The sequence below is a fragment of the Pseudomonas kilonensis genome, assembly GCF_001269885.1.
GTDB classification, from domain to species: Bacteria; Pseudomonadota; Gammaproteobacteria; order Pseudomonadales; family Pseudomonadaceae; genus Aquipseudomonas; species Aquipseudomonas kilonensis.
Map to the genome: position 1 here is coordinate 1 of NZ_LHVH01000009.1, position 24,862 is coordinate 24,862.

Genomic DNA, 24,862 nt, shown 5'->3' on the forward strand with positions numbered 1-24,862 from the left:
CGGAAATCGGTCGTAGAGTATAAAGGCAAAAGCGCGCTTGACTGCGAGACAGACACGTCGAGCAGGTACGAAAGTAGGTCTTAGTGATCCGGTGGTTCTGTATGGAAGGGCCATCGCTCAACGGATAAAAGGTACTCCGGGGATAACAGGCTGATACCGCCCAAGAGTTCATATCGACGGCGGTGTTTGGCACCTCGATGTCGGCTCATCACATCCTGGGGCTGAAGCCGGTCCCAAGGGTATGGCTGTTCGCCATTTAAAGTGGTACGCGAGCTGGGTTTAGAACGTCGTGAGACAGTTCGGTCCCTATCTGCCGTGGACGTTTGAGATTTGAGAGGGGCTGCTCCTAGTACGAGAGGACCGGAGTGGACGAACCTCTGGTGTTCCGGTTGTCACGCCAGTGGCATTGCCGGGTAGCTATGTTCGGGAAAGATAACCGCTGAAAGCATCTAAGCGGGAAACTTGCCTCAAGATGAGATCTCACTGGGACCTTGAGTCCCCTGAAGGGCCGTCGAAGACTACGACGTTGATAGGCAGGGTGTGTAAGCGCTGTGAGGCGTTGAGCTAACCTGTACTAATTGCCCGTGAGGCTTGACCATATAACACCCAAGCAATTTGTGAACTCGAAAGAGACCAGATTGCGGTGTGTGAAGACGAAACGAACCGAAAGTTCGAATCTCACAAAACACCGACGCTATCACATACCCAATTTGCTGAAGCGAGGCCAACTGGCCACGATTCAGTACCCGAATTTCTTGACGACCATAGAGCATTGGAACCACCTGATCCCATCCCGAACTCAGCAGTGAAACGATGCATCGCCGATGGTAGTGTGGGGTTTCCCCATGTGAGAGTAGGTCATCGTCAAGATTAAATTCCGAAACCCCTATCTGCTGATGCAGGTAGGGGTTTTGTTTTTGTCCTCAGGAAAGTTCTTACGACAAGTGCGGACAGCTCCCGGCTGTCACAACCCCCCGACAGTGCTAAGGTTCTGCCCCCTAGCTTTTGCATTTTCAAGGATGCCTTTCATGCCGGACGCAACGTCCCTCAGCCCTGCTTTCATGGTGGTTCACGGGAATCGCCTTGATGAATTGCGCAGCCTGGTGATCAGCTTGATGCGGCGCTACCCGCTGGCCCCCCTTGAAAATGAAATCGCCCTGGTACAGAGCAACGGCATTGCCCAATGGCTCAAGCTCGCGCTGGCTGAAGACCCGGAAGACGATGATTCCGGCGGTTGCGGTATTGCGGCAGCCATTGATGTACAGCTGCCGGGCAGTTTCATGTGGCAGCTTTATCGAACAGTCCTGGGACGTGACGAAATTCCGGCCAAGTCCCTGCTGGATAAAGCTCCGCTGACCTGGCGCCTGATGCGTCTGCTGCCGCAGTTGATCGAGCAGCCTCATTTCGAACCTCTGCGACGATTCCTTACCCACGACACCGACTTGCGCAAGCGCTATCAACTGTCCGAGCGTCTTGCCGATCTGTTCGACCAGTACCAGGTCTACCGGGCCGACTGGCTTGAGGATTGGGCCGAAGGTCGACACCAGACCAGAAATGTCCGAGGCGAAATAAAGCCGCTCGCGCCGGCAAATTGCTGGCAAGCGGAACTGTGGCGAGCCTTGCTACTGGATGTCGGGGAACAAGGCATGGCGCAAAGCCGTGCCGGCGTTCATCAGCGCTACATCGAACGTATCAACAGCCTGGAAGCCGCTCCGAAAGGCCTGCCCGCACGGGTCATCGTGTTTGGTATTTCTTCCTTGCCTGCCCAGGTCCTGGAGGCGCTCGCCGGCCTTTCCCGGTTCAGCCAGGTTCTGCTCTGCGTGCATAACCCGTGTCGCCATCATTGGGCAGACATCGTCGCCGACAAGGATTTGTTGCGTCACCAATACAAACGCCAGGCACGCAAGGCTGGCATGCCCGTCGTCCTCGATCCGCAAACCCTGCATCAACATGCCCATCCGTTATTGGCCGCCTGGGGCAAGCAAGGGCGCGACTATATCAACCTGCTCGACAGCTACGATGATCCCAACAGCTATCGCTCGGTATTTCGCGATGGGCGAATCGACCTGTTCACCGATGGGACCCCCACGACCCTTCTCAGCCAGTTGCAGGATGACATCCTGGAGCTGCGCCCCCTGAATGAAACCCGGGAGCACTGGCCTGTCGTCGATCCGGAGCGAGACGGCTCGATCCGTTTTCATGTGGCCCATGGCGCCCAGCGTGAAGTCGAAATTCTCCACGACCAATTGCTGGCCCACTTCAGTGCGGATCCGACCCTGCGCCCACGGGATATCATCGTCATGGTCCCGGACATCGACAGTTATGCACCGCACATTCGTGCAGTGTTCGGCCAGCTCGACAGGAACGACCCGCGTTTCATTCCCTTCACGCTGACCGACCAGGGCCAGCGTGGACGTGATCCATTGCTGATCGCCGTCGAGCATTTGCTCAAGCTGCCGGACAGTCGTTTCCCGGTCAGCGAAATCCTCGATCTGTTGGATGTTCCCGCGTTGCGCGAACGGTTTGGCATCGATGAGGCCGACCTGCCGACACTGCACCGCTGGATCGAAGGCGCCGGCATTCGCTGGGGGATGAGCGCCGAACACCGTGCCGGCTTGGGCCTGCCTGCCGAGCTTGAGCAGAACAGCTGGCATTTCGGCTTGCGTCGCATGTTGCTGGGGTATGCCGTCGGCAGTTCGAACGCTTATGAGGGCATTGAGCCCTATGACGAGATCGGTGGCCTGGATGCGGCGTTGATCGGTCCCTTGGTTGCATTGCTGGATGCCCTGGAAGTCGCCCATCAGGAACTCACCCGGCCGGCATCGCCGCAGCAATGGGGTTCCCGCCTGCAAGATCTGATGCAGCTGTTTTTCCAGGCAAGCAACGAGCATGACGACTATTTGCTGGCCCAACTCGAAGACTTGCGTGAAACCTGGCTGGAAACCTGTGAGTCGGTGGGGCTGCACGATGAATTGCCGCTGACGGTGGTGCGTGAAGCGTGGTTGGCCGGGCTGGATCAGGGGCGACTGTCCCAGCGTTTCCTGGCCGGCGCAGTCAACTTCTGTACCTTGATGCCAATGCGCGCGATCCCCTTCAAGCTGGTGTGCCTGCTGGGGATGAATGATGGTGATTACCCGCGAGCCCAGCCACCCTTGGATTTCGATCTGATGGGCGGCGATTATCGTCCGGGCGATCGTTCCCGCCGTGAGGACGATCGTTACCTGCTGTTGGAAGCGCTGCTTTCTGCCCGGGAAAAGCTGTACATCAGTTGGGTGGGGCGCAGTATTCGCGACAACAGCGAGCGCCCGGCATCGGTGTTGATCGGCCAACTGCGCGATCATCTCGCCAATGGTTGGCGGTTGGCAGATGACAGCGAGAATCTTCTCGATGCCCTGACCCAGGAGCACCCGCTGCAACCGTTCAGTGCGCGTTATTTCCATCAAGGCGATGCGCTGTTCAGTTACGCCAGCGAATGGCGAATGCTCCACGACATCTCCGATGACGCCGACACAACCCAGGTGCTGGAGCCTTACGTTCAGGAAGAACCCTTGGGCCTCGGTCAGTTGCAGGACTTCCTGCGCAATCCTGTCCGCCATTTCTTCAGCCAGCGGCTGAAAGTGTTCTTCGAGGCCATCGAAGCGCCTCTGGCCGATGACGAACCTTTTGTGCTCGATGCGCTGCAACGCTACAGCCTGAGTGACAGCTTGCTCGAGGCCGCCCTGGTACGCCTGGACCAGCCTGATCTTGCTCTCACCGCCCACGCCAAAAGACTGCAGAACAGTGGCCTGTTACCCATGGCCGGTTTTGGTGAGTGCATGCAGCGCGAATTGATCGAACCCCTGCCGGATCTGCTCCAGCGGTACCAACAGCTTCTGGCGTTATGGCCGACACCGTCGGTCAGCGCTGTGCCAGTCAGCCTGCAATTGCAGGGAGTGAATGTCGAGGGCTGGCTCAGTGGTTTGCACCAGCGTTCCGACGGTGCGGTCCTCGCCATCACGGCCATACCCAACAGCATCGGCTCCATCAAGACCCGTAAGTGGCATCGCCTGATACGGCCTTGGGTCAACCATCTCGTGGCCTGCGCTAATGGCTTGTCGTTGACGACGGCCTTGGTGGCCAGTGATGACAGCTTGCTGCTGGCACCTTTTGAAGAGACTGTCGCACAAAGGCTACTGGGCGACATGTTGCTGGCCTGGCAGACCGGTATGCGCCAGCCGCTACCGATCGCGGTGAAGACGGCTTTCGCCTGGCTCGGCCAGACTGATCCGGTCAAGGCCGAAGCGGCGGCTCGCAAAGCCTATGAGGGCGATGGACAGACGTTTGAAGGCGAACGGCGGGAAAGCCCGGCGTTGGCTCGACAGTTTGCTGATTTCGATGCCTTGATGGCTGACGAAACATTCCCCGATTGGTGCGATGCACTCTACCGACCATTGCTCGAAGCCCCATGGCGTTCATTGGTCAGCGAGGAGGCCCGTTCATGAGTCAGCAGGCACCATTGGCCCTGGCTTTCCCGCTGCGGGGCAGTCAACTGATCGAGGCCAGCGCCGGTACCGGCAAGACCTTCACCATCTCGGCGTTGTACCTGCGTCTGGTGCTGGGGCATGGCGGTTCGGCGTCCGGCTTCGGCCGCGAGTTACTTCCACCGCAAATCCTGGTGGTGACCTTCACGGACGCTGCCACCAAGGAGTTGCGTGAACGAATTCGCACTCGTCTGGCCGAAGCCGCACGTTTCTTTCGCGACGAGATTCCAGCCCCGGATTCGCTGATCGCCGCGTTGCGCGATGAATTCAGTGCTGAGCAATGGCCTGGTTGCGCGAACCGGCTGGACATCGCCGCGCAGTGGATGGACGAAGCAGCCGTCTCGACCATCCATAGCTGGTGCCAGCGCATGTTGCGTGAGCATGCCTTCGACAGCGGTAGCCTGTTCACCCAGACCCTGGAAACCGACCACAGCGAATTGCTGGGCGAGGTGCTGCGCGATTATTGGCGGTTGTTCTGCTATTCGATGCAAGGCGAGGCGCTGAACTGGGTGCGTGCCCATTGGGGAGGGCCTGCTGCGCTGTTGCCGCGGGTGCGAGGTTTGTTTTCCAGCGAGCGTGGCGACGGTGACGGGCTTGAGCCTGCCGAACTCATCGCGGCAGCCTTGCAGGAGCGCAGTGCCGCCTTGCTCGATCTCAAGGCGCCGTGGCGGCAATGGGCGGTGGAACTGCTGGAGATCTGCCAGCAAGGCGTTGCCAGCAAGGCTGTCGACGGGCGCAAGATGCAGGCGCGTTACTTCGAGCCATGGTTTCAGAAAATCACTGCCTGGGTTGATGACGAAAGCCTTGAGCTGTTGGACATCGGCACCGGATTCACGCGGTTGACGCCCGAGGGCATGGCCGAAGCCTGGAAAGGTGAAGTGCCCAACCATCCCGGGCTGGACGCCATGGCCAGTCTCAAGGCCAGCCTGGATGCGTTGCCCACGCCAGATGCCGCCGTGTTGCAGCATGCTGCGCAATGGGTCGGGGCGCGCTTCGAGGCAGAGAAACGTCGCCGCGCCGAGATGGGCTTCGATGACATGCTGCTGCGTCTCGATGCAGCCCTGCAGGCCGACGGAGGCGAGCGTCTGGCGAGCCTGATCCGCGAACAGTTTCCGGTGGCGCTGATCGATGAGTTCCAGGACACCGACCCGGTTCAATACCGGATCTTCGAAAGCATCTACCGTATCGAAGACAACGACCCCGGGACCGGACTTTTCCTGATCGGCGATCCGAAGCAGGCGATCTACGCTTTTCGCGGCGCCGACATCTATACCTATCTGCGTGCTCGCGAAGCCACTGCTGGCAGGCTGCACACGCTGGGCACGAATTTCCGTTCCAGTCATGCCATGGTCGGCGCGGTAAACCATGTTTTCCAGAATGCCGAGTCCCGCCCGAAGGGGCGTGGGGCTTTTCTGTTCCGTGAGCCTTCGGGCGAGAACCCGGTGCCGTTCCTGTCCGTCGAGTCCCAGGGGCGCAAGGAGTCCTTGCAGGTCGCTGGGCAGGCGGTCGCGGCGCTGAACATCTGGCACCTGTCGTCGGACCAGCCACTTTCCGGTGCGGTGTATCGACAATCCATGGCGGCCACCTGCGCCAGTGAGATCACGGCGTTGCTCAACGGCGGCCAGTCGGGACGCGACGGCTTCACCGTCGATGGAAAAGTGCTGCGGGGCGTGCGCCCGGCAGATATCGCCATCCTGGTGCGCGATGGTAAAGAAGCGCAGGCGGTGCGAGACGCGTTGTCCGCGCGGGGCGTGCGCAGTGTCTATCTGTCCGACAAGGATTCGGTCTTTGCCTCGCAGGAAGCGCGGGATTTGCTGATCTGGCTCAGGGCCTGTGCCGAGCCGGATGCCGAACGGCCGCTACGGGCGGCCCTGGCCAGCATCACGTTGAACCTGTCGCTGACGGAACTGGAGCGCCTCAATCAGGATGAGCTGGCCTGGGAAGCGCGGGTCATGCAATTCCGCGGTTATCGTACGGTCTGGCGCAGCCAGGGCGTGCTGCCGATGTTGCGGCGTCTGCTGCATGATTTCGAACTGCCCCAGGCCTTGATGGCGCGCAGCGACGGCGAGCGGGTGCTGACCAACTTGTTGCACCTTTGCGAACTGTTGCAGCAGGCAGCCGGTGAACTGGATGGCGAACAAGCCTTGATCCGGCATTTGTCCGAGCACCTGGCCTTGTCCGGGCAAGCGGGAGAAGAGCAGATCCTGCGCCTGGAAAGCGATGAGCAACTGGTCAAGGTGGTCACGATCCACAAGTCCAAGGGGCTTGAATATCCGTTGGTCTTCTTGCCCTTCATCTGTTCGACGAAACCGGTGGACGGCAGTCGATTGCCATTGCACTACCACGACGAGGCCAACAAGGCGCAGATCAGCCTCAAGCCCACTGCCGAATTGATCGCCAAGGCCGATGACGAGCGTCTGGCCGAGGATCTGCGGCTTCTCTACGTGGCCCTGACCCGCGCGCAACATGCCTGCTGGCTAGGTGTCGCGGATCTCAAGCGGGGCAGCAACAACCGCTCGATCCTCCATGTGTCCGCGCTGGGGTACTTGTTGGGTGGTGGTGCGCCGCTGGCCGAATCGGTGGAGTTGAGGCGTTGGCTGGAAGACCTGCAGCAAGGCAGTGACGCGGTGAGCTACCAGCCAATGCCTGAGGCCACCGACGAGCACTACCGGCCCCCGCGCAACGAAGCCGTGTTGCTTGAACCCTTGGTGCCCTTGCGAAAAGCCAGCGAGAACTGGTGGATCGCGTCCTACAGTGCCTTGCGCATCAGCGAAAGCCTGAGCGAAGGCAGCGATACCGCGCCAGAGAGTCCCCAGGCCCAGAAACTGTTCGACGATGAACGACTGGACCCGGACGCGCCCAGGGAGACCGTCGCTGTCGGTGGCGACATCCACCGCTTTCCCCGTGGCCCCAACCCCGGCACTTTCCTGCATGGCCTGCTGGAGTGGGCCGCTGGGGAGGGCTTTTCATCGGCGCCAACGGATATCGAGGATGCCATTGCCCGACGCTGCAGTCGCCGAGGCTGGAAAGGCTGGATCGCCACGCTGAGCGATTGGCTGCAGCACCTGATCAAGATGCCCATGCACGTCGGCAACGACCAGGCGCCAGTGGTGCTCGAACACTTGAGCCGATTCCAGGTCGAGATGGAGTTCTGGTTCGCCAGCCACAAGGTCGATGTGCAAAAGCTCGACCAGCTGGTTTGCCGGTTCACCCATGGCGGTGTGGCCCGCGTTGCGGCGGAGCCGGTGCTGCTCAACGGCATGTTCAAGGGCTTCATCGATCTGACGTTCGAGCACGACGGTCGGTACTACGTGGCCGATTACAAATCCAACTGGCTGGGTGTCGATGACATGGCCTACACCGTACCGGCCATGGAACAGTCGATCCTGGACCATCGCTACGACCTGCAATACGTGCTGTACCTGTTGGCCCTGCATCGCCAGCTCAAGGCACGGCTCCCCGATTACGACTACGACCGGCATGTCGGCGGCGCGTTGTACCTGTTCCTTCGCGGAACCCGCTCAGCCAGCCAGGGGGTGTATTTCACCAAGCCGCCACGGGCATTGATCGAACAACTGGATCGCCTGTTCCAGGGGGCGCCCGAACCCAAGGCTGAACCGGCGTGGGTACAGGGAGAGTTGCTATGAGTCGTTCTTTTGCCGACCTGCTGCCCAAATCGTCCGACGACGAAAGCCTGGTGGAGTTGGCACCCTTGAGCCGTGCGCAGGACCTGCTGTTGTTACTGACGCGCTGGGTCGAGCGCGGCTGGTTGCGTGCCCTGGACAAGGCATTCGTGGCGTTCCTCCATGAACTGGCGCCCGATGATGATCCTTTGGTTCTGCTCGCTGCTGCATTGACCAGCCATCAACTGGGCCACGGCCATGTTTGCCTGGATGTGTTCGAGACCCTCAAGGAACCGGATTTTGCGCTGTCGCTGCCTCCCGAGGGTGACCTGCAGACGGGCGTCATGCTGTTGCCATCGCAAATATTGGCGACACTGGACGGCGTCCATTGGTGCAAGGCCCTGGCGTCCAGTCGTCTGGTGGCCCTGGCCGTGGATGGGAGCGAAGAGGCGCAGCAACGCCCGTTGGTGCTGTCCGGCAAACGTCTTTATCTGCGTCGCTACTGGGGTTATGAACGGCGGATCGATGAAGCGTTGCGTCAACGGCTTATCGAGCATGAAGCGGCGCCCGGTGACCTGCGCGAGCGTTTGGACGGGTTGTTTGGGCCGGCCAATGCCAGCGTCCCGATCGATTGGCAGAAACTGGCCTGCGCGCTGGCGACCCGCGGGGCCTTCAGTATCGTGACCGGCGGCCCGGGCACCGGCAAGACCACGACCGTTGTGCGCCTGCTGGCCCTTCTGCAGGCACCGGCCGTCGAGGCCGGGAAGCCGCTGCGGATTCGCCTGGCTGCGCCAACCGGCAAGGCGGCGGCGCGCCTGACCGAATCCATCAGCCAGCAGGTCCGGACCCTGGATGTGGACGACGCGGTGCGCGAACGGATTCCCTGCGACGTCACGACAGTCCATCGTTTGCTGGGCAGCCGCCCCGGCACCCGGCATTTTCGCCACCATGCAGGCAATCGCTTGCCTCTGGATGTGCTGGTGGTCGATGAAGCGTCGATGATCGACCTGGAGATGATGGCCAATCTGCTGGATGCACTGCCGGCCCATGCACGGTTGGTGTTGCTGGGGGACAAGGACCAATTGGCCTCTGTAGAAGCCGGTGCGGTGCTGGGGGATTTGTGTCGAGACGCCGAGGAGGGCTGGTACAGCCCCCGGACCCGAGCCTGGCTTGAGTCGGTCAGTGGTGAAAACCTGGCGGCCAGTGACCTGCGACAGGACCTCGACGGCACTCATCCCCTGGCACAGCAAGTGGTCATGCTCAGGCATTCCAGGCGCTTCGGCGAAGGCAGCGGGATCGGTCAGCTGGCTCGCTGGGTCAACCAGCAGCAGCCTGAAAAAGCCCGTCAGTTGCTGGAGCAAGGGCAGCATGCCGATCTGTCTTCCCTGAAACTGGCGAGTGAACACGACACGAAACTGGAAAAGCTGTTACTCGACGGCAAGCCAGAAGGGCCCCAGGGTTATCGGCATTACCTGAGCCTGCTACGGCAGCGACGCCCGGCCATTTCTCGCCCGCTGGAAGACCGTTGCTGGGCCGATTGGGCCCGGGAAGTCCTGGCGGCCTTCGACGAATTCCAATTGCTTTGCGCGGTGCGCAAAGGTCCGTGGGGGGTCGAAGGACTGAACCTGCGAATCACCGCCGCCTTGCTCAAGGCCCGTCTTATCGATAGCGATCACCAGTGGTACGAAGGGCGCCCGGTGCTGATGACCCGCAACGACTATGGGCTGGGGCTGATGAACGGCGATATCGGTATCGCCCTCAAGTTGCCCGAGCGTGACGGCCCCGATGCCGGCAAACAGGTCCTGCGGGTCGCTTTCCCGCGCAACGACGGCCAGGGCGGTGTGCGTTTCGTCCTGCCCAGCCGCCTGAATGATGTGGAAACCGTGTATGCCATGACGGTGCATAAATCCCAGGGCTCGGAATTCACCCACACCGCGTTGATCCTCCCGGATGCGCTGAACCCGGTATTGACCAAGGAGTTGGTGTACACCGCCATTACCCGGGGCAAGCAATGGTTCAGCCTGATCGAACCGCGGGCGGGGGTGTTCGAGGAGGCGGTCCGGCGCAAGGTCAAGCGCTTGAGCGGTTTAATGCTGGCGTTGGAGCAGGCTGACTGAATCATCAGCTTTCAAGGAATCATGCCCTTGTGCCAGCTTGGGCTGTTTCGCTCCCAAGCCTACGTAACACGCTGTCTCGCTGGCTTTTTGGCACTGTGCTATCGTTCCGGCACTTATCGCTTGGATCAAGAGACTTTCCATGAAAGTGCCTGTACGGGAGGCAGTGCGCGGCAAAGGCTGGGGGCATTTTCTGCTTGCCGGCCTTTTGTGTCTGCTGTTGCCTGTCGTGGTAGCCGAAGAGCAGGCGACGACCCAGGCCGAGCAGCGGGCCGAAGCGGTGACCCAGGTTGTGCTGGGAATCCTCAGCTACGCCCGTTGGCCTGTGGAGCCCACCCAACTGCAACTGTGCATCGTCGGGCCGACCCAATACACCGATGATCTGGTCAAGGGCACCACCCAGGCCACGGGGCGGCCGGTGACTGTGCAGCGGTTGCTGGCCGATCATCCCGATATCGCCACTGAGTGCAACGCGGTCTATGTCGGCAGGCTGACCAACGATGAGCACGCCCGTCTGTTTGCGTCCTTGATCGGCAAGCCAGTGTTGAGCATCAGTGAAGGCGGCGACCAGTGCACCGTGGGTAGCCTGTTCTGCCTGCGGGTCGGTGATGAACAAGTGTCTTTCGAGGTCAACCTCGATTCCGTGGCACGCAGTGGCGTGCGCATCCATCCGAGTGTGCTGCAGCTTTCCCGCCGCAGGTCCGCAACGCCATGAAGCAGAGCAAACCACGGGGCCGTCCCACCCTGGGCTCGGTCATCGGTCGCGGTCATCTGATCGTCGCATTAGTGGCCATTTCCATGGCCAGTGTGTCCCTGACCTTGCTCGGGCTGCTGGCGTTGCGGGTCTACGCCGACCACAACCTGCACTTGATCGCCCGTTCGATCAACTACACCGTAGAAGCCGCCGTGGTTTTCGATGATTCGGCCGCGGCCACCGAAGCACTGGCCTTGATCGCCTCTACCGAGGAAGTCGCCGATGCCGAGGTGTTCAATGAAAATGGCCGTCTGTTGGCGCGCTGGCAACGACCGCAAACCGGCCTGTTGTCAGAACTGGAAGTGCACATTGCCAAGGCATTCCTGGAAAAGCCCATCAGCCTGCCGATCGTTCATCAAGGGCAGAACATCGGTCGCATCGTGTTGGCGGGGCATGGCGGCAGCCTGTTGCGCTTTTTGCTCAGCGGTCTGGCGGGGATCATCCTATGCACGGCGGTGAGTGCCTGGGTGGCGCTTTACCTGGCGCGGCGCCAGTTGCGGGCGATCACCGGGCCGCTGCGCAGCCTGGCCGAGGTGGCCCACGCGGCCCGTAGTGAACGAGCCCTGGACCGACGCGTGCCACCAGCAGCCATCGCCGAACTGGATAACCTGGCCAATGACTTCAACGCACTGCTTGATGAACTGGAATCCTGGCAGACTCACCTGCAAAGCGAAAACGAAACCCTGGCCCACCAGGCCAGTCACGACAGCTTGACCGGCTTGCCGAACCGGGCGCTGTTCGAAGGCCGGCTGATTCGCGCCTTGCGCAATGCCAACAAGCACAATGAGCAAGTGGCCGTGCTGTACCTGGACAGTGATCGGTTCAAGGGCATCAATGACAATTTCGGCCACGCCGCCGGCGACGCGGTGCTGACGGCCGTGGCGACTCGGGTCCGGGCACAGTTGCGCGAGGACGACTTGGTCGCGCGCTTGGGGGGCGACGAATTCGCCGTGCTGCTGGCGCCCTTGCACAAGGCCGAGGACGCTGAGCGGATCGCTGAAAAGATCATCGCCAGCATGGAAATGCCGATTCAATTGCCCGGTAACGCCTGCGTGTTGACCTCCCTCAGTATCGGCATTGCCCTCTACCCGGATCATGGTGCCACACCGAGCACCCTGCTCCACGCCGCCGATGCGGCCATGTATCAAGCCAAACGCCTCGCCCGAGGCGGTCAACATACGGCGGGGTCGGATCATTCCGTCGCTGATCTTCAAACCAGGAGCTGACTCGTGCGTTCATCCCTTCAACTTTCCCTGCGCTGGTTCGCGGCACTTTTCCTGCTTGCCGTCGTGGTCCTGAGCGGTTGCCAGACAGCACTGCCGAAAGGCCTGACCCCGGCGCAAATTGCCGTACTCAAGCAACAAGGTTTCGAGCTGACTGACGATGGCTGGGCCTTCGGTTTGTCGGGCAAGGTGCTGTTTGGCAGCGATGTGGAAAACCTCAATCCGGCCAGTACCGAAATCGTCGAGCGCATCGGCAAGGCGTTGCTGGGAGCGGGCATCGAGCGGGTACGTGTCGATGGCCATACCGACGCATCGGGCTCACAGGCCTACAACGAACAACTGTCGAAGCGGCGCGCCGCCAGCGTGAGCAAGGTGCTGACAAGCGTTGGCATGCGCGAAGAGAACGTCCAACTGCGCGGCCTGGGCAGCAGCAAACCGGTTGCCTCTAACGACACCGTCAGCGGTCGCACCGAAAACCGCCGTGTCGCCATCGTGGTCATCGCCGACTAGTCGGCGAACACCATCTCCCGGCTGTCGCCCATCAGCAGTGGCTGGTTCTGTTCAGTCACTTCGCGAATGTAATCCCACAACAACGTAATCCGCTTCAGCTTCCTCAAGTCCTCCGGCAGTACATCCAGAACTTTTAAGGGATACAGGTTAACCCAATGAATACGGGGCTTAACCGATATGAACCTCACTTTAACGCGACCTGCTGTCACAACCATTGTCACAAGTCTCCTCGCATCTCAGAGGCCTGCCGCAAGGCTCGCTATGCCATATCACTACAGGCGCAACGGTATCTACTACCTGCGTTTGAGGGCGACAGGCCCTAGTGGCTGTTGGGGGGGTTAAAGCGAACCGTTATGCTATAACTCTTGGCGTGAGGTGCCCTGTGCTAGCGTATCCCCGCCCCTGACTGACACCCTCCCTAGGGCACCGCACAGGAGAAATGCCAGTGGCTACCGTGCCTCAGGCATACAGACCTTGGCAGAGCACTTAGCTAGCGGCACCTGTCTTTTTGCAGCCTGGGAACGGCGCTTAACCTCGAACCAGCCTGTGCGGAGTTTCCTCTGTTTCACCAGATAACCCTCTGATATTCCGTCCGCAGATTTACGGGTGATTTCAGCCAAGGGCGGGTGCAAAAATTGAAGAGTTTGGGTGTTGCGAAATTGCACTCTACTTGGCCAGCCAGCTTCGTCACCATGGTCGGTAGAGAACTGCCCATTGCTGCCGGTGGCCACAGTAAAAGATCGCCCAAAGCTTGCCTCTTAAACGGAAGAAACCGAACAGTAGTAACTCAAGTAAAAAACTAAAGTTATCCTGCATCACTACGCATGAATGCGATTGTTAACTTAAAAATCTACAGGGTAAAAGCCATGACCGTCAAGCCTGAGTCAAGCGGCCGTTAAAACTGACCGCTGGAATCAAAATTTCCTATTTAAAACTACTAGTAACGGGAGCGTTGCTGTAAAACTGGCGCACGGACCAATTGGTCCCACACTTCAGAAAAGGCGGAGGGCTGAGAGTCGGCGGCTTCCCTAATATTAGTGTCGCTACCAAAATAGAGGAGTGTGATTCCGAACGAGTCTGTGAGAGTAAGTTCTGCGCATACCGCGGATAAGTCGAGCGTCAGTGGGGGGACTATACCCATTGCCCAAAGCCCCCAAGCACCGAGATCAACCTCCAAAGTTAACCTATTCCACTGACTTCGTGGGACGTTCCCAGGCGTAACAAGTTCAGAGACATCTTTTTTTCGAACAAGTATTCGCCGTCCCACTACTCCCAATGGCTCAAAGAAAACAGTTGAAGTCCCATACTGCTCATAGCCGCCAATGGAGTCTCGCAGAAAGTTAGTTCTACTTATTTTGGTGTGGGTGATCCCATCTACGGCGACGTAATGCTCGGCCCATTCCGTTAGTGATTGTGACGTAAATGCTCCGCGACTGTTTGATACGTTAGCTGGATCGATGACGATGCTAGTTATTTTTGCTGCTCGCAGAAGATCCGCGTCCGTGGGTATTATCCCAGTCTTTGAAATAACTATAGGGGAAATTTTGTTGCGGTAGTCTCCTGTAGGCGACATACCAATTATTCCCGGCTTAACGGTAAGCAATACATTTTCAGGTGTGATTCCGGGATTGAGATTTTCAAATTTATGAATTAGTCGTGTGGCTAAATAATTCGATAAATCCAGAGCAAGCTCCTTCTGAAACTCTGTGTGATCCATGACTACCGCGTCGCGCTGCAAGTTTATGGGAAACCTTCCATCAGCATCAAAAACAACCAAGCTCGGTGGGGTTGCGGAAATATAGCCAAGTTCTTCCGAAATTGCTGGCGTTAGTTTGCGACTATTTTGGCAGACCATTACTCCATTACAGATAACTATGTCATCCGGTCGTCCCCATTTCTCAAGCATCTCATAGCTCCAAAGTATATCGTCGTATCCTTCGGCAAAGACTCGGCGCCATTTGGTTGAGTCGAGATTGGAGTCGCACTCTGGTACGGTATATTTCTGCCTCAGGTGAGTTTCAGTTTCGTCCGCGAATATTCTTTTTACGCTCGGACTTGCAAGGCAATACCAATCCCATAATCCCGCCTCTTTAATGAGTTTAGCTTTGACTTTATCTGATATTGGAATCTCAATACGGGTTCCAGCGTGAAACTTGCAGGGCCTCACCTCTATCGACTCTGAGCCTTGTTTGCACGAAAATGTAATCGCATCATCTTCGGTATCGAAGATTGATCGGGTAGTAACTTTAATCTCAGGACCTAGGAGAAAGGCTGCGAGCAAGCCTATTCCAAAGCGACCTGTACGATGGACTGTGGAGTGGCCAGCCGATTCGTGATTTTTCCGCCATATATCACTACGCCGAAATGATGCTCCAATATTGAGAAGGTATTTGTCAACTACATCGGAGGTCATGCCGACGCCGAAGTCTTCGATAACTAGCTTCGCGGCACTGCCGTCGGAACAATTTAATGTGACGATTACATCGTCGCTTGATTTTAATGTCGAGGTCACCAACCCTTTCACGATCAAATCGTCACGCTCTCGGCAAGCGTCAACAGCGTTTTGGACTAGCTCGCGGATGCCAATTTCCGGTTTTTCACCGTAAAGTGGCATAACTAGTAAGTCCATTAGCTCGGCGCTAGCGGTCTTGAATCGAAAGTCACGAGGAAGAAACGGTGGTTTTCGTTGTTTCCAGAATAAGTGCGGATCGTCTATATTGGATCTAATTCGTCTAATTGTGATTCCAAGAGAACTCAGTGGTGGGAGTCGACCATAGACCTCGCCAAGCACAGCCCAGCTTTTGTCTAGTTCACTCTGAATATCACGAAGTAAACTCTGCATCCCTAGAAACGTTGCGGCGCTCTCTGGTTCGCAATCCACAAAAATGGCTTCTGGATCGTCATGCGCTTGGTTGATCTCCCGCACTGACATATGCTTACGCCATTCACCGCGCGAAACCGGGCTAACTAGCGATTTGAGTCTAAGTAACTGCCCTGGAGCTCGTGATGAATGGATTTGGAGGTAGTCAGCAATACGTAACACCATCATTATAAAGGGTGCTCGACAGTTACGGTGTACGCGTCGCTGGTTTGGCTCTAGTACATCAACTGCCGACCGGATGGATGAATTATGGCTCCTTGCCACATATCCTGAAAGATCCATTAGGTCTCTGAATTCGTCATCTGCAAGAGATAATGGAGAGTTTGGTCCAGGTATTCCGGAAATGGCAATTTCATGCGCAAGTCTCGCATGATGCCTTCGCAGAAACTCTCCAATTAGCAAGCGATGTTTGAATGTAAGATCAAGTTTATTTGATGGGATATCTTGAATTGGATCTGAGCTTCCAAATAACGCGTGTAACTTTCGCTGGTCAAATCGACGTGCCTCTGTCAGAAACTGGTCCCAAAGGGCTGGCCACGCCATCTCATTTTGAATATAGCGAGATGGTGCGGACTGGTACCTACCCTCTATCAGGGAAAAAAAACCGTCTTCGGAAATATGGAGGGCGCAATCATGCAAGAGTACTGATAGTGTAATAACTGCCCCATCTTCAGCTGTTAGATGCGGCCACGACTCGTCGGATATTAGTCCTTCTGCAGTAAGTAATACCTCAGCTAAATGTTTAAGGCTGTGATCCGTATACTCGTGAAAGAAAACCGTTCTGTTGTCTAGAGTCCACGGCTCAACAATTGATAATGCTTTTAGTACTGCCGCGTTAAGAGCATGATCTTGACGTATGAGATTTTCAATGCGAGGTGGCAATTGCATTTTAAAGTTTCCTGCTAGAACGCGGCATTTTAATGAAGGTGGCGAGAGGCATCGGTCCGTTATGAATCATGCAGCACCTCCCTTTGCGTATAAATTTGTACGTCTGCGGAGACTAACGCGTGATAGGCGGGAAATACAACTGCGAAGCAAGATGTGAAGAGATTTATTGTGGTGAAAAAAAGCCAATTTTTGGGGGCGGCGACTCTTGGCCGTTAGGTGTCTATTGCTTAGAGCTGCAATTGGTCGTTTACTGCCGGTCATGATGACTAAGCGTGCAGGTCAAGCCCAATGCGAATGAGTGGTCAAGTCAGTGCAATTAACCAGGTGTCAACGGATCTGGAAAATTGGCCCCCAACCAGCGGTGAGATGATCTAGGCTTCCCGCACCATCAGTCAAGGACGATAGCCATGTCAGATAACTCAGATGCCAAGATCGCCACTGCCGACGCTCTAACATGGCCCCTGCACAACTAGCACGCCTTGAGTGCTGCCATAGAAGATATTGCCAAGTGGCTCTCAGAGAGTGGTGTAGGGAGTGTTGCGGCTAACGCTACAGCAGCCATGGAAGCGCTGGACACGAATGCCCGAGGGATTACTGGCGCCATCATCATGCGACTACGGCGGTCGTAGGCCGGACTTTGGCTACCCACCGTGTCAGCTACGGATTTCTTGGTTTACTCCTTCGTTTTGGCATTAGTCAGGATGGTCCTCTAGGCGAAGCCTTTGGGGATGTCGTCTGCCTTCTACTCGGTGGCTGTGCTGGGTGATCTTGCAGAAGCTATGATGCCACTTTGGCTGAAACTAACTCGGATGAATTGAATGGCAATATTTGATTTGTACTCTAAGCGTCAAAGACGTTCACGCGGTGAGGTCTGCGATGTATACACCTATGGCCCATTTTCCGACCCGTTTCGTACGCAATTGTCCTTTATGATCCAGGATCTTTTAGGTAACGAAAACGACTACATCCGGCATTGGCAACCACGAGAGGCGTACACGGAAATCGTGAGAGTTCTACGGAAGGAATATGGGCAGCGGAGCATAAGCAAGATTCAACAAAGAGAAGCATTTTCCGAGCTGCATCATTTCTTGCAAGAAGAGCTTGACGTAGAAAAATGCCTCGACGCAATCGAGCTATCTTATGCGCTTGGGTCTGACATGGCGCGGTCGCAGTCCTACTCGGGTCGTACAAACGCCGATGCACATGTGGATGAATGCTTAACAGAGCTGAACGAAAGGTTTAAAGAGGCAGGGTTAGGGTACGAGTTAATCGACGGACGAATTGTCCGCATAGACTCACAGCTTATCCATTCGGAGGTCATTAAGCCTGCGATTGGATTCCTTAATGCTGAGGAGTTTCAAGGGCCCCGCGATGAGTTTTTAGGGGCATATGAGCACTACCGCCATGGGTTCTACGAAGAAGCGCTGGTTGAATCTTTGAAGTCCTTTGAGAGCACTATGAAGGTCATACTGAGTCTGAACAAGAAGCCTTATGACAAGAGTGACACCGCTGCAAAACTCGTTGGCAAGTGCTCAAAGGCTGGGCTAATCCCCTCATATAACGAGTCCCAGCTACAGTCTTTAGAAAACGTTCTGATAAGCGGAATACCCACTTTGCGAAACAGGAACGGCGGACATGGGCAAGGGGAAGAAATTAGGGTGGTGGAGCCAGAAATCGTCGCCTATGGGTTGCATTTAACGGCATCTGCCATAGTCATGCTAGCGGGCCTTGAGGCCAAGCGTGACAAGGTGGGCCCTTGAGAATCTAACAGAAATATCTGAATGACCACCTCACTACGGGCGTACTCGCGCATCCCGCGGGAGCCTTATCGCTCCTGCATGGATCTTTTCGTTCGCCCGCGTGCGCCTCTGGATGAGGGACTTTGGGAGCTCTCAGATGTTAGAAGTCACGTATCAACCTCTGACACAAACCTTTGGCAAAGACGTGTTGAGCCCGTTGCGATTCGGCCGTCAATCGGCGAACACCATCTCCCGACTGTCGCCCATCAGCAGTGGCTGGTTCTGTTCAGTCACCTCGCGAATGTAATCCCACAACAACGTAATCCGCTTCAGCTTCCTCAAGTCCTCCCGGCAGTACATCCAGAACTGCCGGGTGACGGTGATTTCTTCCGGCAGCACGGGCAACAACCGTGGGTCCTGGGCGGCGAGGAAGCAGGGCAGGATTGCCAGCGAGCGGCCTTGCTGCGCTGCCACGAATTGCGCGATCACGCTGGTGCTGCGCAGGTGGGCGTTGGCGCCGGGCAGGACGTTGGCCAGGTAGAGCAATTCGGAACTGAACGCCAGGTCATCCACGTAACTGATGAACGAGTGCTTGCCCAGGTCTGCCGGGCGCTGGATGGGTGGGTGGTTGTCCAGGTATTGCTGGGTGGCGTAGAGCTGCAGTCGGTAGTCGCACAATTTGCAGCACACATACGGGCCATGTTCGGGGCGTTCGAGGGCGATGACGATGTCGGCTTCGCGCTTGGAGAGGCTGATGAAGTGCGGCAGCGGCAGGATGTCTACCGAAATGGCCGGGTAGGCGTCGACGAAGTGGCTCAGCTGCGGGGTGATGAAGAAGCTGCCGAAGCCTTCGGTGCAGCCCATGCGCACGTGGCCGGACAGCGCGACGCCAGAGCCTGAAACCTGTTCGCAGGCCATGTGCAGGGTACTTTCGATCGATTCGGCGTAACCCAGCAGGCGCTGGCCTTCGGCCGTCAGGACAAAACCGTTGGTCCGGGACTTCTCGAACAGCAGCGTGCCCAACGAGGCTTCCAGCGAGCTGATGCGTCGCGACACCGTGGTGTAGTCGACGGCCAGGCGCTTGGCGGCCGTGCTGGCCTTGCGGGTGCGGGCCACTTCGAGGAAAAACTTGAGGTCGTCCCAATTCAGCGACCCCAGGGAGGTGATGTTTTTTTGCATGTTGGACCGGCTTTTATGTGCATTCTTATTAGAAGTTTGCACATCTATACTCCAAAAACAGTCTCATCACCAAGCGTGTCCTATGCACCTTGGTTTTTGCTGAACCAACGCTCTCTATAAGAACAATCCCGGAGGCCAGCATGAACGTTTCCCTTACGCCCAGCGACACCACCCTGCAAACCGTCAGACTGCTGATCGATGGCGAGTGGGTTGAATCCCAATCCAGCGAATGGCACGACATCGTCAACCCGGCCACCCAGCAGGTGTTGGCAAAGGTTCCGTTCGCCACGGCCTCGGAAGTCGATGCCGCCATCGCCGCTGCCCAGCGTGCTTTCCAGACCTGGAAACTGACGCCCATCGGCGCGCGGATGCGCATCATGCTCAAGCTCCAGGCGTTGATCCGCGAGCATTCCAAGCGTATCGCCGTGGTGCTCAGCGCCGAACAGGGCAAGACCATCGCTGACGCCGAGGGCGATATTTTCCGTGGCCTGGAAGTGGTCGAGCACGCCTGTTCCATCGGCACCCTGCAGATGGGTGAGTTCGCCGAGAACGTTGCCGGTGGCGTTGATACCTACACGCTGCGCCAGCCGATTGGTGTGTGTGCGGGCATTACCCCGTTCAACTTCCCGGCGATGATTCCGCTGTGGATGTTCCCGATGGCCATCGCCTGCGGCAATACCTTTGTGCTCAAGCCATCGGAACAGGACCCGCTGTCGACCATGCTCCTGGTGGAACTGGCCATCGAGGCCGGCGTGCCGGCGGGCGTGCTCAACGTGGTACACGGCGGCAAGGACGTGGTGGATGCGCTTTGCACTCACAAGGACATCAAGGCGGTTTCGTTCGTCGGTTCGACGGCGGTCGGCACCCACGTGTATGACCTGGCGGGTCGTCATGGCAAGCGCGTGCAGTCGATGATGGGCGCCAAGAACCACGCGGTGGTGTTGCCTGATGCCAATCGTGAACAGACCCTCAACGCTTTGGTCGGCGCCGGTTTCGGCGCGGCGGGCCAGCGTTGCATGGCCACTTCCGCGGTGGTGCTGGTGGGCGCGGCCAAGCAGTGGTTGCCGGAGCTCAAGGCCCTGGCACAGAAGCTCAAGGTCAATGCCGGCAGCGAGCCGGGCACTGACGTCGGCCCGGTGATTTCCAAGCGCGCCAAGGCACGGATCCTCGAATTGATCGAGAGTGGCGTGCAGCAAGGGGCGAAGCTGGAGCTCGATGGTCGTGGCATCAGCGTGCCGGGTTTCGAGCAGGGCAATTTTGTTGGCCCGACCCTGTTTTCCGGTGTGACCACCGACATGCGTATCTACACCGAAGAAATCTTCGGCCCGGTGCTGGTGGTGTTGGAAGTCGACACCCTGGATCAGGCGATTGCCCTGGTCAACGCCAACCCATTCGGTAACGGCACCGGCCTGTTCACCCAGAGCGGCGCGGCGGCGCGCAAATTCCAGAGCGAAATCGACGTCGGCCAGGTGGGCATCAACATTCCGATCCCTGTACCGGTGCCGTTCTTCAGCTTCACCGGTTCCCGTGGTTCGAAACTCGGTGACCTTGGTCCGTACGGCAAACAAGTGGTGCAGTTCTACACTCAGACCAAGACCGTGACCGCGCGCTGGTTCGATGATGACAGCGTCAATGACGGTGTGAACACCACCATCAATTTGCGTTAAGGAGCCGGACATGAACATCGCATTTATCGGCCTGGGCAACATGGGCGCCCCCATGGCACGCAACCTGCTCAAGGCTGGCCATTCGCTGAACCTGTTCGACCTGAACCAGACGGTGCTGGCTGAACTGGCGGCGTTGGGTGGCACGATCAGCGCCTCGCCGCGCGACGCGGCCCAGGGCGCTGCTCTGGTGATCACCATGCTGCCGGCCGCCGCCCATGTGCGCAGTGTCTGGCTGGGTGAAGACGGCGTGCTGGCCGGCATCGCTGCCGGTACGCCAGCGGTGGATTGCAGCACCATCGATCCACAAACCGCCCGCGACGTGGCGGCTGCCGCGGCGAAACAAGGGGTGGCGATGGCCGATGCGCCGGTCTCGGGTGGCACCGGTGGTGCGGCGGCGGGCACGTTGACCTTCATGGTCGGTGCCACGGCCGAGTTGTTTGCCACCTTGCAACCGGTGCTGGCGCAAATGGGTCGTAACATTGTGCACTGTGGCGAAGTCGGCACCGGGCAGATCGCCAAGATCTGCAACAACCTGCTGCTGGGGATTTCCATGGTCGGCGTCAGCGAAGCCATGGCGTTGGGCGATGCCTTGGGGATCGACACCCAGGTGTTGGCCGGCATCATCAACAGCTCGACGGGCCGTTGCTGGAGTTCGGACACCTACAACCCATGGCCGGGCGTGATCGAAACGGCACCGGCGTCCCGCGGCTACACGGGTGGCTTTGGCGCCGACCTGATGCTCAAGGACCTGGGCCTGGCGACCGAAGCCGCGCGGCAGGCCCATCAGCCGGTGGTGCTGGGGGCGGTGGCGCAGCAGTTGTACCAGGCGATGAGCCAGCGGGGCGAGGGCGGGAAGGACTTTTCGGCGATTGTGAACAGCTATCGCAAGCCGCAGTAAGAGCGGCGATATCGACGGGCTTTTGTGGCAAGGGCAATTATCTGTGGGAGCAAGGCTTGCCCGCGATGACAGGCGATGCGGTCTCTGAGAGAACGAGGTGCCTGTAATCGCGGGCAAGCCTTGCTCCTACAGATTGCTCCGTCGCCACAGAGGCTGCGCAATCTACAAAGTTGTTTTCCGAGAGACCATGTCGGGTGGGCTCTCGGTTTTTTGTTTCAGGCAAAGACGAAATATTTGCGCACGGTCTCGACCACTTCCCAGGTGCCTTTCATGCCTGGCTCGACGACGAAGATGTCACCGGCCCGCAGATGGATCGGCGCCATGCCGTCCGGGGTGATGATGCAGTAGCCTTCCTGGAAATGGCAGTACTCCCACTTCACATAATCCACACGCCATTTGCCGGGTGTGCAGATCCAGGTGCCCATGATCTTGCTGCCGTCTTCGCTGGTGTAGGCGTTGAGGTTGACGGTGTGCGGGTCGCCTTCGAGTTTTTCCCATTTGCAGGCGTCGAGTACGGGCAGCGGATGGGTGTCGCGCAGGACGGTGATGGGTGCGGTCATGTGAGCTCCGAAAGGGGCAAAAGAGAACAGGCACCCTAACGCGCGGCATGAGCGGGTAGATGTCTGTGGTCGACACCGGGCTATCCAGAAGCGCGCATCAATCGGCCAGATGCCGAGCCAGGGCCATGGCGTAGGCCGGCAAACCGTCGAAGTTGCGGGCGCACAGCAGCAACGCCCGGTGTGCCCAAGCCTCTTGCAGTGGGACGCATTGATACGAAGGCTCGGGTGGGCGCCGGTCGATGGCAGCCTTCGGCACGATGGCAATGCCTGCACCATGGGCCACCATGCGAATCATCCCGTCGAAACCATCGGCGCGAATGCGCACTTGCATGCGTGAGCCGATGTGCAGGGCCTGCTCTTCCAGGTGGATCGCCAGGGCGCTGGAGGCGTTCAGGCCGACATAATCGTGGCTGAGGGTCTCGCTGAAACGTACGGCGCGACCGTCAGCCAGGGAGTGTCCGGTCGGTAGGATCAATACCAGCGGATCGTCGCGAAAAGGCCAGGTCTGAAGGCCATCGGTGTCCACTGCGTCGGAAACGATCCCGAGGTCTGCCGCGCCTTGGCGCAGCGCGTGGGTGATCCGTGAGCTGGGCAATTCCTGCAGGTCAATGTCGAGGTTGGGATGGGCCTGGAGAAAGCCGGCCAGCAGCTCGGGCAGGTATTCGGTCATGGCGCTGGTGTTGCACAGCAGCCGCACCCGGCCTTTGACGCCTTTGGCGTATTCGGCCAGGTCCTGTCGCAGGCGTTCGGCCTGTTGCAGCAGGATCCGGGCGTGCTCGGCCAAGGCTTTTCCCGCGGGCGTAGGCGTTACGCCACGCCGCCCGCGTTCAAGCAGGTCGATGCCCAGGGACGCTTCCATGGCTCGCACTCGTGCGCTGGCCGCGGCCAGGGACAAATGGCTGCGAGCGGCGCCGGCGGTGATGTTGCCGGTGTCGAGGATGTTCAGGTAGAGGCGCAGGTCGGTGAGGTCGAAGTGCATGGGCAGGTGATCCTGTCTCAAGTGCTGTGGTGCCTGATGTGGCGCCTTCGCGAGCAAGCCCGCTCCCACAGGGGATTGCATTTCAACTGTGGGAGCGGGCTTGCTCGCGAAGGCGCCAGTAGCACCAAAAACATTGTTAGCCTCTTGCTAAAAGAGAGGCACCCTCAGTATATGGCAGATTTTCAAGCCAAGCCCCGGGGCGCACGATACCCCCATGAACACACTCATCGCTTTTTATCAGAACCTCGGCCTGGCCCTTTCCCTGCTGGTTATCGGCACCTTCCTGCTGGCCGGCACCATCAAGGGTGTGATCGGCCTCGGCCTGCCGACCATCTCCATGGGCTTGCTTGGGCTGGCTATGGCCCCGGCGCAGGCTGCGGCGCTGCTCATCATCCCGGCGACCCTGACCAACGTCTGGCAATTGGCGTTTGGCGGTCATCTGCAAGCCCTGCTTCGGCGCCTGTGGCCGCTGTTGTTGGCGATTTTCATCGGCACCGGGCTCGGTACGCTGTGGCTCGGCATGACGGGTGGGGCCTGGGTGGTGCGGGCCTTGGGCGGGGCGCTCGTGCTGTATGCGCTGAGCGGGCTGTTGCTGCCAACGTTGCGGGTCGGCGCCCGTGCCGAGCCGTGGATCGCTCCGCTCTGCGGGTTGCTCACCGGCCTCATCACTTCCGCCACTGGCGTATTCGTCATTCCGGCGGTGCCCTATCTGCAAGCGCTGGGCCTGAGCAAGGACGAACTGGTACAGGCCTTGGGTCTGTCATTCACCGTTTCTACCCTGGCCCTGGCCGCCGGCCTGTTGTGGCGCGGCGCACTGGGAGGGGGCGAATTGAGCGCTTCGTTGCTGGCGCTGGCACCGGCGCTGCTGGGGATGTGGCTGGGGCAATGGTTGCGCCAGCGGATCAGCGCCGTGTTGTTCAAGCGGGTGTTTTTTGTCGGCCTCGGCGTGCTCGGCGGCCATCTGCTGATCAGCGGCTAGCCGAGGACGGGCTGAGCATGTCGACGCGGCGGATGTCGAAGTCGCGCTCCAGATAATCCATGCGTTGCTCGAAGAACTGCTGCATGTGCGGCAGGTTCGAGTGCACCTCCAGGTGCGCCTGGGATGCCCAGATCTCATAGAAGATAAACAGCGTCGGATCCTGCTGGTCCCGCAGCATGTGATATTCGATGCAGCCGGGTTCGGCGCGGCTTGGTTCGACGTAGGCGCGGAACAGCGCTTCGAAGGCTTCGGCTTTTTCCGGACGGGTCTTGGCGTGCAGGATGAAACCTTGCAGTTCGCTCATCGAGGTGGCTCCTGAGATAAAAGAGGTCTCGAAGTCTAAGGCAA

At 58.5% G+C, this 24,862-nt stretch carries 15 protein-coding genes, 2 rRNA genes and 2 pseudogenes; 13 read left to right on the forward strand and 6 right to left on the reverse strand.

Features of this window, described 5'->3' with window-relative positions:
* The 8 genes from AD662_RS03565 to yfiB all read left to right on the forward strand — a co-directional run.
* A 23S ribosomal RNA gene (locus AD662_RS03565) occupies positions 1–599 on the forward strand; the annotation flags it as partial.
* Positions 600–754: 155 nt separating this feature from the next.
* Positions 755–870 (forward strand): 5S ribosomal RNA (gene rrf, locus AD662_RS03570).
* Positions 871–1,028: 158 nt separating this feature from the next.
* The gene (gene recC / locus AD662_RS03575) at positions 1,029–4,481 is read left to right on the forward strand and encodes an exodeoxyribonuclease V subunit gamma (RefSeq protein ID WP_053185502.1); all 3,453 of its coding nucleotides are present in this window, start codon (positions 1,029–1,031) and stop codon (positions 4,479–4,481) included.
* Positions 4,478–8,167: an exodeoxyribonuclease V subunit beta gene (gene recB / locus AD662_RS03580; RefSeq protein ID WP_053178026.1), complete on the forward strand. Its 3,690-nt coding sequence runs from the start codon at positions 4,478–4,480 to the stop codon at positions 8,165–8,167. The genes recC and recB overlap by 4 nt, the downstream gene beginning before the upstream one ends.
* Entirely contained in the window at positions 8,164–10,260 is a 2,097-nt protein-coding gene (gene recD, locus AD662_RS03585) for an exodeoxyribonuclease V subunit alpha (RefSeq protein WP_053178027.1), read from the forward strand. Before recB ends, recD begins: the two co-directional genes overlap by 4 nt.
* Before the next feature lie 139 nt (positions 10,261–10,399).
* Entirely contained in the window at positions 10,400–10,972 is a 573-nt protein-coding gene (yfiR, locus tag AD662_RS03590) for a regulatory sequestration protein YfiR (RefSeq protein ID WP_053185505.1), read from the forward strand.
* Complete coding sequence (gene dgcN, locus AD662_RS03595; protein WP_053178029.1) at positions 10,969–12,237, forward strand: diguanylate cyclase DgcN/YfiN; 1,269 nt, start codon at positions 10,969–10,971, stop codon at positions 12,235–12,237. Before yfiR ends, dgcN begins: the two co-directional genes overlap by 4 nt.
* A 3-nt stretch (positions 12,238–12,240) precedes the next feature.
* Positions 12,241–12,744 (forward strand): outer membrane lipoprotein YfiB, encoded by a 504-nt coding sequence (gene yfiB / locus AD662_RS03600; RefSeq protein ID WP_053185508.1) that lies wholly within the window; start codon positions 12,241–12,243, stop codon positions 12,742–12,744.
* On the opposite strand, the pseudogene AD662_RS28060 reads toward yfiB, so the two are convergent.
* Positions 12,741–12,877 (reverse strand): annotated as a pseudogene (locus AD662_RS28060) (LysR family transcriptional regulator); the annotation flags it as partial. The gene yfiB and the pseudogene AD662_RS28060 sit on opposite strands and share 4 nt — an antisense overlap.
* Positions 12,878–13,681: 804 nt before the next feature.
* Positions 13,682–16,513, reverse strand: coding sequence for an HD domain-containing protein (locus AD662_RS28065; RefSeq protein WP_082308731.1), 2,832 nt, complete (start codon positions 16,511–16,513; stop codon positions 13,682–13,684).
* 407 nt (positions 16,514–16,920) lie between these two features.
* On the opposite strand from AD662_RS28065, the pseudogene AD662_RS29695 reads away from it, so the two are divergent.
* Together AD662_RS29695 and AD662_RS03610 are read left to right on the forward strand one after the other, a co-directional pair.
* Positions 16,921–17,142 (forward strand): annotated as a pseudogene (locus tag AD662_RS29695) (hypothetical protein).
* 189 nt (positions 17,143–17,331) lie between these two features.
* Positions 17,332–18,273, forward strand: coding sequence for an abortive infection family protein (locus AD662_RS03610; RefSeq protein WP_053185512.1), 942 nt, complete (start codon positions 17,332–17,334; stop codon positions 18,271–18,273).
* 210 nt (positions 18,274–18,483) lie between these two features.
* On the opposite strand, the gene AD662_RS03615 is transcribed toward AD662_RS03610, so the two are convergent.
* Entirely contained in the window at positions 18,484–19,431 is a 948-nt protein-coding gene (locus AD662_RS03615) for a LysR family transcriptional regulator (RefSeq protein WP_053185515.1), read from the reverse strand.
* Between the two features lie 140 nt (positions 19,432–19,571).
* Between AD662_RS03615 and AD662_RS03620 the strand changes: the two genes are divergently transcribed.
* A complete protein-coding gene (locus tag AD662_RS03620; protein WP_053178037.1) occupies positions 19,572–21,098 on the forward strand; it encodes a CoA-acylating methylmalonate-semialdehyde dehydrogenase in 1,527 nt (508 codons plus the stop codon).
* Between the two features lie 10 nt (positions 21,099–21,108).
* Positions 21,109–21,996, forward strand: coding sequence for a 3-hydroxyisobutyrate dehydrogenase (mmsB, locus tag AD662_RS03625; RefSeq protein WP_046063065.1), 888 nt, complete (start codon positions 21,109–21,111; stop codon positions 21,994–21,996).
* A gap of 215 nt (positions 21,997–22,211) precedes the next feature.
* Here mmsB and AD662_RS03630 read toward each other — a convergent pair whose 3' ends face one another.
* Both AD662_RS03630 and AD662_RS03635 read right to left on the reverse strand, forming a co-directional pair.
* Positions 22,212–22,556 (reverse strand): cupin domain-containing protein, encoded by a 345-nt coding sequence (locus AD662_RS03630; protein ID WP_003197542.1) that lies wholly within the window; start codon positions 22,554–22,556, stop codon positions 22,212–22,214.
* Positions 22,557–22,653: 97 nt separating this feature from the next.
* Positions 22,654–23,535, reverse strand: a complete 882-nt coding sequence (locus AD662_RS03635; protein ID WP_018613061.1) for a LysR substrate-binding domain-containing protein — start codon at positions 23,533–23,535, stop codon at positions 22,654–22,656.
* Between the two features lie 214 nt (positions 23,536–23,749).
* Between AD662_RS03635 and AD662_RS03640 the strand changes: the two genes are divergently transcribed.
* Positions 23,750–24,514: a sulfite exporter TauE/SafE family protein gene (locus AD662_RS03640; protein ID WP_053185520.1), complete on the forward strand. Its 765-nt coding sequence runs from the start codon at positions 23,750–23,752 to the stop codon at positions 24,512–24,514.
* Here the strand turns inward: AD662_RS03640 and AD662_RS03645 are convergent.
* Positions 24,504–24,818 carry a putative quinol monooxygenase gene (locus AD662_RS03645; protein ID WP_018613056.1) on the reverse strand — a complete coding sequence of 105 codons (315 nt, stop codon included), beginning with the start codon at positions 24,816–24,818 and terminating at the stop codon, positions 24,504–24,506. The two genes, AD662_RS03640 and AD662_RS03645, sit on opposite strands and share 11 nt — an antisense overlap.
* Positions 24,819–24,862: the final 44 nt, after the last annotated feature.

Bases quoted from the DNA above. Each gene is read 5' to 3' on its own strand.
- recD (WP_053178027.1), top strand. From the start codon at position 8,164: ATGAGTCGTTCTTTTGCCGACCTGCTGCCCAAATCGTCCGACGACGAA.
- mmsB (WP_046063065.1), top strand. From the start codon at position 21,109: ATGAACATCGCATTTATCGGCCTGGGCAACATGGGCGCCCCCATGGCA.
- AD662_RS28065 (WP_082308731.1), bottom strand. From the start codon at position 16,513: ATGCAATTGCCACCTCGCATTGAAAATCTCATACGTCAAGATCATGCT.
- AD662_RS03630 (WP_003197542.1), bottom strand. From the start codon at position 22,556: ATGACCGCACCCATCACCGTCCTGCGCGACACCCATCCGCTGCCCGTA.
- recB (WP_053178026.1), top strand. From the start codon at position 4,478: ATGAGTCAGCAGGCACCATTGGCCCTGGCTTTCCCGCTGCGGGGCAGT.
- AD662_RS03610 (WP_053185512.1), top strand. From the start codon at position 17,332: ATGGCAATATTTGATTTGTACTCTAAGCGTCAAAGACGTTCACGCGGT.
- AD662_RS03645 (WP_018613056.1), bottom strand. From the start codon at position 24,818: ATGAGCGAACTGCAAGGTTTCATCCTGCACGCCAAGACCCGTCCGGAA.
- AD662_RS03640 (WP_053185520.1), top strand. From the start codon at position 23,750: ATGAACACACTCATCGCTTTTTATCAGAACCTCGGCCTGGCCCTTTCC.
- AD662_RS03635 (WP_018613061.1), bottom strand. From the start codon at position 23,535: ATGCACTTCGACCTCACCGACCTGCGCCTCTACCTGAACATCCTCGAC.
- dgcN (WP_053178029.1), top strand. From the start codon at position 10,969: ATGAAGCAGAGCAAACCACGGGGCCGTCCCACCCTGGGCTCGGTCATC.
- yfiR (WP_053185505.1), top strand. From the start codon at position 10,400: ATGAAAGTGCCTGTACGGGAGGCAGTGCGCGGCAAAGGCTGGGGGCAT.
- recC (WP_053185502.1), top strand. From the start codon at position 1,029: ATGCCGGACGCAACGTCCCTCAGCCCTGCTTTCATGGTGGTTCACGGG.
- AD662_RS03620 (WP_053178037.1), top strand. From the start codon at position 19,572: ATGAACGTTTCCCTTACGCCCAGCGACACCACCCTGCAAACCGTCAGA.
- AD662_RS03615 (WP_053185515.1), bottom strand. From the start codon at position 19,431: ATGCAAAAAAACATCACCTCCCTGGGGTCGCTGAATTGGGACGACCTC.